The organism is uncultured Pseudophaeobacter sp. (assembly GCA_905479575.1).
In the GTDB taxonomy this organism is placed as follows: Bacteria; Pseudomonadota; Alphaproteobacteria; order Rhodobacterales; family Rhodobacteraceae; genus Pseudophaeobacter.
The window spans coordinates 1-8,026 of the sequence record CAJQNB010000081.1 but is presented as its reverse complement, the minus strand read 5'-3'; the positions used below and the strand labels follow the sequence as shown (position 1 = coordinate 8,026).

7 protein-coding genes are annotated in these 8,026 nt (G+C 57.0%); 4 read left to right on the top strand and 3 right to left on the bottom strand.

Features of this window, described 5'->3' with window-relative positions:
- The 3 genes from QZ268_RS18825 to QZ268_RS18815 form a co-directional block, all read left to right on the top strand.
- Positions 1-537, top strand: a 537-nt coding sequence (locus tag QZ268_RS18825) for an ABC transporter permease (RefSeq protein WP_295455571.1), incomplete at its 5' end; no start/stop codon positions are given.
- Between the two features lie 15 nt (positions 538-552).
- A complete protein-coding gene (locus QZ268_RS18820) occupies positions 553-1,995 on the top strand; it encodes an ABC transporter permease (protein ID WP_295455570.1) in 1,443 nt (480 codons plus the stop codon).
- Positions 1,996-2,091: 96 nt separating this feature from the next.
- Positions 2,092-4,179, top strand: coding sequence for an ABC transporter ATP-binding protein (locus tag QZ268_RS18815; protein WP_295455569.1), 2,088 nt, complete (start codon positions 2,092-2,094; stop codon positions 4,177-4,179).
- Positions 4,180-4,231: 52 nt separating this feature from the next.
- On the opposite strand, the gene QZ268_RS18810 is transcribed toward QZ268_RS18815, so the two are convergent.
- From QZ268_RS18810 to QZ268_RS18800, 3 genes are all read right to left on the bottom strand, one after another.
- Positions 4,232-5,419, bottom strand: a complete 1,188-nt coding sequence (locus QZ268_RS18810) for a cytochrome c peroxidase (RefSeq protein ID WP_295455568.1) — start codon at positions 5,417-5,419, stop codon at positions 4,232-4,234.
- Between the two features lie 150 nt (positions 5,420-5,569).
- The gene (locus tag QZ268_RS18805) at positions 5,570-5,947 is read right to left on the bottom strand and encodes a hypothetical protein (protein ID WP_295455566.1); all 378 of its coding nucleotides are present in this window, start codon (positions 5,945-5,947) and stop codon (positions 5,570-5,572) included.
- A gap of 259 nt (positions 5,948-6,206) precedes the next feature.
- The gene (locus QZ268_RS18800; protein WP_295455565.1) at positions 6,207-6,800 is read right to left on the bottom strand and encodes a lytic transglycosylase domain-containing protein; all 594 of its coding nucleotides are present in this window, start codon (positions 6,798-6,800) and stop codon (positions 6,207-6,209) included.
- A gap of 293 nt (positions 6,801-7,093) precedes the next feature.
- Here QZ268_RS18800 and QZ268_RS18795 point away from each other — a divergent pair, with 293 nt between their 5' ends.
- A complete protein-coding gene (locus QZ268_RS18795; protein WP_295455563.1) occupies positions 7,094-7,615 on the top strand; it encodes a single-stranded DNA-binding protein in 522 nt (173 codons plus the stop codon).
- The last annotated feature ends 411 nt before the right edge of the window (positions 7,616-8,026 follow it).

Here is an 8,026-nt window from a genome sequence, read left to right as displayed (position 1 = left end):
ATCATCACGACGGCAACGCCCGAATATGTGTCGGGGGTGATATTCATCGCGGTGTTCGCGTCATCCGCTGTCGGGCTGAAATGGTTCAAGGGCACGGCGACCAGCGCGATGGAAAACGCCAATTTCGAAAACTTCTTTCTGCCGGTGCTGACGATCTCGCTTTACGGGATGGGATACATCGCGCGGATGACCCGCGCCTCGATGACCGAGGTGATGACAGCGCAGTACATTCGAACCGCCCGGCTTAAGGGTGTCAGCTTTCCCAAGATCGTATTGAAACACGCCCTGCGCAATGCACTGATCGCTCCGTTCACCGTGATCATGTTGCAGTTTCCCTGGCTGCTCAATGGCGTCGTCATTGTGGAAACCCTGTTTAACTACAAAGGCTTCGGCTGGATACTTGTGCAGGCCGCAGGCAATAACGACATCGAGCTGTTGCTGGCTATTTCGGTTGTTTCGGTCTTTGTTGTGCTGGTGACCCAGCTGATTTCTGACATTGGCTATGTCTTTCTTAATCCCCGCATTCGCATTTCATAACGGAAGGAGACAGACATGGACCCTCTCAGCTGGACCGGCAAGATCGCCTTCCTCGACCCCGTCCTTTTCATCGCCCTTGGGCTGCTTGCCATCTCGGTTCTGGTCTGGATCCTGCTCAGCGCAGTGTTGCCAGAACAGCGTGCCATCAATGCCGGAAATGGCAGCCTCGGCCTTAGCTCAGACCCCAGAGGTCTGGCCAACCGGGCTGTAAAGGCGGCCCTGTTGGCTACCACTGCCGTGCTGCTCGCCTATCTGATCCTGGGCATGATTATAGGCACAGGTGCTGGGATTATCGGCGCAATGGCACAACGGTTCTTGCCCGTGTGGATTGCTTTGGCGCTGCTTTTCACCCTGTCGATCCGCTACAAGCGCAGGCTCGGCCTCTATGGCAAGCTGTTTGACAGCCCCATCGGCATGATCGGTTTTGCATTGGTGATGTTCTGGGTGTTTACGGGCTTTTTTGGCGCTTTTGACCTTATTGTCACCCATGACCCATTGGCGCAGTTATCCGGCCTGAAAAACAAAGTGCCAGGGACCCCCCTGCGCAGCCCCGAAGAGGGCGATTTTCAGTGGTATCTGCTGGGCGGGGACAACCTGGCCCGCGATGTCTTTAGCCGCATGATCAAGGGCGCCTGGGAGGTGGTCAAGATTGCACCGCTGGCGACGCTGTTTGCCTTTATGGTTGGCATTACACTTGGCCTGCCTGCGGGGTATTTTGGCGGACGGCTCGACACTGTTTTGTCCTTCCTTGCCAATCTGATCCTGGCCTTTCCGGTGATCTTGCTGTTTTACCTGCTGGTGACACCTGAAATAGTGCAAACAGGCCTGCCGCAGTTTATGGCCATTGTGCTTTTTGCCTTTCCTCTGATCTTTTTCTACGTGCTGATCAATGCGCGGTATCGCACCCAACCTTCCAAAAACCGTCTCTACCTTGGGGTCCTTTTGCTGCCGATGCTGGCCGTGTATCTGATGGTGGTGAACGACCCCGGCTCAAAGGTCGATATCCTGCCTGCGGTTCTGGACAGAATAGACATTCCGGGCGGCATCCTGGTGGTTTTTGTGTCGGTTGTTTTTGTGAACTCGCCCACAGTGTTTCGTATTGTGCGAGGCCTGGCGATGGATATCAAAACCCGCGACTATGTGGCGGCGGCCCAAACCCGTGGCGAGCGGCCCTGGTATATCATGCTGTGGGAAGTGCTGCCCAACGCGCGTGGTCCGCTGATTGTCGATTTCTGCCTGCGCATTGGCTACACCACCATCCTTCTGGGAACCTTAGGTTTTTTCGGCCTCGGCTTACCACCGGAGAGCCCGGACTGGGGGTCGACCATCAATGAAGGGCGCAAGCTGTTGGCGATCTATCTGCACCCGGCCCTGCCACCTGCCTTTGCGCTGTTAAGCATGGTTCTGGGCCTCAACCTATTGGCGGATGGGCTGCGTGAAGAAAGCCTGAAGGATTAATCCAAACCGGACCGGGGGCCAGCCCCCCGGCCCCCCAGGATATTTGAGGCCAATTGAAAGGGCTATCTTTCTTGGGCTCAGCAGGGAGACAAGATGATGAACAAACTGTCAGAGACCGACGGGCCGGTGCTTGAGATCGACAAGCTGTCGATCTCCTTTTTTACGCGGTTGCGGGAAATCCCGGCTGTGATGGATTTTTCTGTCTCGGTGCAGCCAGGCGAAGCGGTGGGGCTGGTGGGCGAATCCGGCTGCGGCAAATCCACGGTGGCGCTGGGGGTGATGCAGGACCTGGGCAAGAACGGCCGCATTGTCGGCGGCTCGATCAAGTTCAAGGGTCGCGATCTGGCGCAGATGAGCGCCGAAGAGCTGCGCGACATCCGCGGCAATGAGATTGCGATGATCTACCAGGAGCCGATGGCCAGCCTCAACCCGGCGATGAAAATCGGCCGCCAGTTGATGGAGGTGCCGATGATCCACGAGGGGGTCAGCGAAAGCCAGGCCTATGAGCGGGCGCTGGAAGTGGTCACAGATGTACGCCTGCCCGATCCCGAGCGGATGCTGAACTCCTATCCACATCAGCTCTCTGGCGGGCAACAGCAGCGCATTGTCATTGCTATGGCGTTAATGTCGAAACCATCGTTGCTGATCCTGGATGAGCCAACAACGGCGCTGGATGTTACTGTTGAGGCCGCCGTGGTCGAGCTGGTCCGGGATCTTGGGAAGAAATACGGCACCTCCATGTTGTTCATCAGCCATAATCTTGGGTTGATCCTGGAAACCTGTGACCGGCTTTGTGTGATGTATTCGGGCGAGGCCGTCGAGCGCGGTTCGATCGCCGAGGTGTTTGATGAGATGCAGCATCCCTATACCCAGGCGCTGTTTCGATCGATCCCGCTGCCTGGTGCCGACAAGAACGCGCATCCCCTGGTGGCGATCCCCGGCAACTTTCCGCTGCCACATGAGCGGCCGACTGGCTGCAATTTTGGCCCCAGGTGCGACTACTTCGAAGCTGGTCGCTGCGATGTGGGACAGATCGATATGGCAGATGTGGCGGGAAACGACCGCCATGCCACCCGCTGTCTGCGCCATCAGGAGATCGACTGGAACGCCCCCATCGCCATTGGTGAGCAGAAAGAAAAGACCAGCCCCGGCGAGGTTGTTCTCAAGATCGACAATCTCAAGAAATATTATGAGGTTGCGGCCAATGCGCTGTTTGGGGGCGGCGCCAAGAAGGTGGTCAAAGCCAATGAGACCCTGAGTTTTGAAGCCAGGGAGTCTGAGACCCTTGCCATTGTTGGGGAATCCGGCTGTGGCAAATCCACCTTTGCTAAGGTGTTGATGGGGTTGGAGACCGCCACCGAGGGAGAAATCCTGCTGGACGGAGAAAACATCGAACAAACCCCGATCGAAGACCGGAAGACCGGAACCATTTCGGATGTGCAAATGGTGTTCCAGAACCCATTTGATACGCTCAACCCGTCGATGACTGTGGGGCGTCAGATCATCCGCGCACTGGAGGTCTTTGACATCGGCGACAGCGACCTGGACCGCCGGCAGCGCATGCTTGAACTGCTGGACCTGGTGAAACTGCCGCGGGCCTTTGCCGATCGGATGCCGCGACAGCTGTCGGGTGGGCAAAAGCAACGGGTGGGTATTGCACGGGCCTTTTCTGGTGGGGCGCGGATTGTGGTAGCGGATGAGCCGGTGTCGGCCTTGGATGTTTCGGTTCAGGCCGCCGTGACTGACCTGCTGATGGAAATCCAGCGCACCGAAAAGACCACCCTGCTGTTTATCAGCCATGATCTGTCCATCGTGCGCTATCTCAGTGATCGGGTCATGGTGATGTATCTGGGCCATGTGGTGGAGCTGGGCGATACCGATCAGGTGTTCTCGCCGCCCTACCACCCCTATACTGAGGCCCTGCTCAGCGCGGTGCCAATTGCCGATACGTCCATTCAAAAGGAACATATCGTCCTGGAAGGCGATATTCCCTCGGCGATGAATCCGCCCTCTGGCTGCCCCTTTCAAACCCGGTGCCGCTGGAAAAGCGAAGTTCCGGGCGGGCTTTGTGACAGTGAGGTGCCACCCACCCGCGTTCTGGAGGCAGGACACCAGATCAAATGCCACCTGAGCGATGAGGTGCTGGAACGGATGCAGCCCGTCATCAAGCTGGCGGCGGAGTGAGCGCACAGAAGGCCCCCGCCCCAAAGACGGGCGGGAGCCATGTCTTTTGCTTCTAGTCCTCGGCCTCCAGAAGATATTCGTAGCGCTGATCCGTCAGGGTTTTTAGAAACGCCACCAGTGCGTCCACCCGCCGGTCATCCAAAGCAGGCCCGTGGGTGAGCTCCTTGACGGAGAGTGTCCCTGGCACCGGTGCCTCGCCCCAGGGCTGCCCGGTTTCGGGATTGATTTGCGCCGCCTCCGCTTTGCTGTTGTAGCGATTGTAAAACAGCACAACCGTGCGCAGGTCCTGAAACACCCCATTGTGCATATAGGGCCCGGTAACAGCGACATTGCGCAGAGTTGGGGTGCGAAACTTGCCGCGCTCGCCCGGGTCCGTCACTTGCGGATTGGCCAAGAGCCCCTCATCGACAAAATCCATCGCCATACCAGCCTCTTGGACCTCCGCAGGATTACCCGGCACGCCGATGTTGTGGTAGCTGTAATCGCTAAAGGTTTCCTGTGCAGCAATCGGGCTGCTGCGCAACTGATGGCACTGATTACAATTGGTAAACTGCTCTGAAAAGAACAGCGTGCGCCCCAGCTCCTCCTCTTTTGAAAACTGCGCCTTTCCAGCCAGATAGCGGTCATACTTACTGCTAAAGGGCGCAAATTCAGCGCCACGTTCAAAGGCAGCGATCGCCTGGGTCATGGCGGTAAAGCCGCTCTCATCCTCCTGCAAAACAGTCGGGGAGAATAGCGCGGCAAATTGTTCCCTGTAGTCCGGGTTCTCCAGCAGGCGCTGAACCAAAACTGCCTTGTCTGGCAGCCCCATCTCGATCGGGTTCAAGGGCGGGCCACCGGCCTGTTCTTCCAGATCAGCGGCACGCCCATCCCAGAACAAACCGCCGATCCATTTCCCATCCGCGTTCTGGTGAAAAGGGGGAATAAAGGCAGCATATGACGCGGTTGGCGCATTGCGATTGCCCAAGGACGCGCCGTCATCCCCCAAAGAAAACGCCCCATCAGCCGAGCGACGGGGATCGCTGAAGCCCTGTTCGGGGTCGTGGCAGCTGGCGCAGGACTGGCTACGGTTGAGAGATAGGTTTTCGTCGTGAAACAGCGCCTCGCCCAGCTGCGCCATCTGCTGGTCCCGCACCAATGTCTCTGCCTGCACAGGCCCCACAGCAGTAAAAACGGCCAGAGCACAGAGGCTGGAAAGGGTCAATCGGATCGGGCGGATCGGGATAAATCGCTGCATCATGGGCTCCGGGAATAGCAGTTTTGCCTAAAACTCCCGGAAACCCATAATGCGGACCTTGATGCAGCGCAATTCCTGATTAAAAAAATCAGGTACACCTCCCCCACTCCCACAGCAGATGAGATTTCGGCGCTACCCCAAAGGTATTTGTGGTCAACTTAGCAGCAAGACCACGATCATCAGAAGGTTCATAGAGGCAAATTGCATCAGCCAGGGATGTCTACGGCTGCGCAGCGCAGCGTAGATCGCCAAAGTCACCGAAACCGCCAGACCAGAAAGAGCCAAACCGCCCCCAATCAGCCCCACCATGCCGGTATCTGGCCCCCAAGGAGAGCCAACAAGTGTCATCCCCTTGACGCCAAAGCCGATACAAATACCCAAAATTGCGCCCAACAGTGTTGCCCCAACGCTGCGGGCCTTTGCCTGGCCACGCTGCCCCCCCAGGACGCTATCAATCACCTCTTGTGATGGCACCGCTCCGGGCACCCATTGAATACGTTCGAGCCGGTCGTCAAAGCTTCTGCTGGTCACTTGAATTCCTCCTGAAATCACAGGCAACATCAAAAAATAATAAGGCTGCTTCATGGCAAACCGAGGAAGTTAACAAGGCATTAAGGAAAATTATCAACTCCTTAACGGGCGCGCCTTTTGACGGTGGGCTTTTGCGCTGATAGGCGCGCGCCATAGCCGGACGCATCGGCTATCACGCCAGAAAACGCGCCCCGTAGGCCCCTGCTTTGTTGAAGAAAAATAGTAGTTTCCGGTTTTCCGGGGGCGGCCAAAAACGCCCTCAGCTCCCCCAGATTTTGGCCACGTAGTTTTGCGTTTCCTCATAGGGGGGCACGCCGCCATATTTTCGAACCGCTTGCGGCCCGGCGTTATAGGCTGCCAGCGCCAGACGCCAGGATCCGAATTTTCTGAACTGTTTAGACAGGTAGCGCGCACCGCCTTCGAGGTTCTGTTTTGGAATGGAAGGATCCACGCCGAGCCGACGCGCGGTGGCGGGCATCAGCTGTGCCAGCCCCAGCGCACCTTTGTGCGATTCTGCATTGGGGTTCCAGTTGCTTTCCTGTTGCACCAGACGCAGAAACAGATCTTCGGGCACCCCATGTTTGCGGGCAGCTTGCCGCGCCATGGTCAGGTATTCCCCGCGATATTTCCCCGTATAGCGTGGGCTGATCGACGAGACTGTCGGCACCGTATCCGGGCGCAGCCGTACCGAATTTTCGTATTGCTGCGCTGCCCGCGTATCCAGAATCCGGGTATGGGCCGAAAAAAGATCACGCCTGCTTTTGGTGCTAAACATATCCGCCTGCCCCACTGTGGCACAGGTGAGACCAAGGCCAAGACCGGCGCTAAAAATCCCAAGTGTCAGTGACCGCATTCCGCTTCTCATCCCATTACCCTACTGAGTTCTGGCGGGACTATAGCCGGATTTACATCAAAGGGAAGCAAACTGGTTCACACAGGCCAGCCCATAGGGATAAATTCGCTCGAAATCCCGCCGCCACCTAAACAAAGCCGCTCTTCCTCTCGCAACGACAATGGGGCCAGAGGAGAGCTTTCCTAGCCGTGCCCAGGTCTATACTGTAACTGCAACCCAGCGGTTGGGATTCGGCAAGCAGGCTCTCTTCCGCGCGCAACACAACCTAAGAAAAGAATAAGGACGGACCCCTAATGGCCGGCTCAGTCAACAAAGTCATTCTCATCGGCAACCTGGGGCGTGACCCGGAAGTACGGTCGTTTCAGAACGGTGGCAAAGTTTGCAATCTGCGCATTGCAACCTCGGAAAACTGGAAAGACCGCAACACTGGCGAACGCCGCGAGCGTACCGAATGGCATTCGGTAGCGATCTTCAACGAAGGTCTTGTCCGTGTCGCTGAGCAATACCTGCGCAAAGGCTCCAAAGTCTACATTGAGGGTCAGCTACAGACCCGCAAATGGCAGGATCAAAGCGGCAATGACCGTTACTCCACCGAAGTGGTTCTGCAGGGGTTTGGCTCGACACTGACCATGCTCGATGGCCGTGGCGAAGGCGGCGGCGCAGGCGGTGGCGGCGGCAACTACGGTGGTGGCCAGGACAGCGGCTATGGCGGTGGCGGCGGCGGTTACGACAGCGGCGCGCAACAGGGCGGCGGCTTTGGTGGCGGTAACAGCGGCCCCTCACACAACATTGACGACGACGAAATCCCGTTCTGAGGGTAGTAGACTTCAAGATCGTAGATTTTTGAACGATAACCACCTGTAAGGAAATGAGAACCTCATCAAAAATGTATAATTTTGAGGTTGAAAAACCCACCTTGCTCCGGAGCCGATCAATTGCGTAGATTTTTGATTGGTTTCGGATCAGGTGCTCATACAGCGTAATTCCTTTCTCACCAGTGGCGAACCGTTCAGCTGCCTCGAAGCTGAAGACAATTTGCCAGACTATTGACCAACACTCTTTGTCACTGTTGAGCTGCGCTCCGAGCGGTCGTGTCGCGAAGGTGGTGGAAATTTGAAGGTGGCGTAATCTCCGGGTGAACTGAACCCACCCAACCGGCGGCAGCAACCGCCAGGGAGATCACGCCATGAAGAACAATACCGACACTGCCGCGCTTTCGCTACTGG

What these genes read in the sequence shown, in the direction of transcription:
- QZ268_RS18820 (WP_295455570.1), top strand. Translation starts at nt 553, where the DNA reads ATGGACCCTCTCAGCTGGACCGGCAAGATCGCCTTCCTCGACCCCGTC.
- QZ268_RS18815 (WP_295455569.1), top strand. Translation starts at nt 2,092, where the DNA reads ATGAACAAACTGTCAGAGACCGACGGGCCGGTGCTTGAGATCGACAAG.
- QZ268_RS18810 (WP_295455568.1), bottom strand. Translation starts at nt 5,419, where the DNA reads ATGATGCAGCGATTTATCCCGATCCGCCCGATCCGATTGACCCTTTCC.
- QZ268_RS18800 (WP_295455565.1), bottom strand. Translation starts at nt 6,800, where the DNA reads ATGCGGTCACTGACACTTGGGATTTTTAGCGCCGGTCTTGGCCTTGGT.
- QZ268_RS18795 (WP_295455563.1), top strand. Translation starts at nt 7,094, where the DNA reads ATGGCCGGCTCAGTCAACAAAGTCATTCTCATCGGCAACCTGGGGCGT.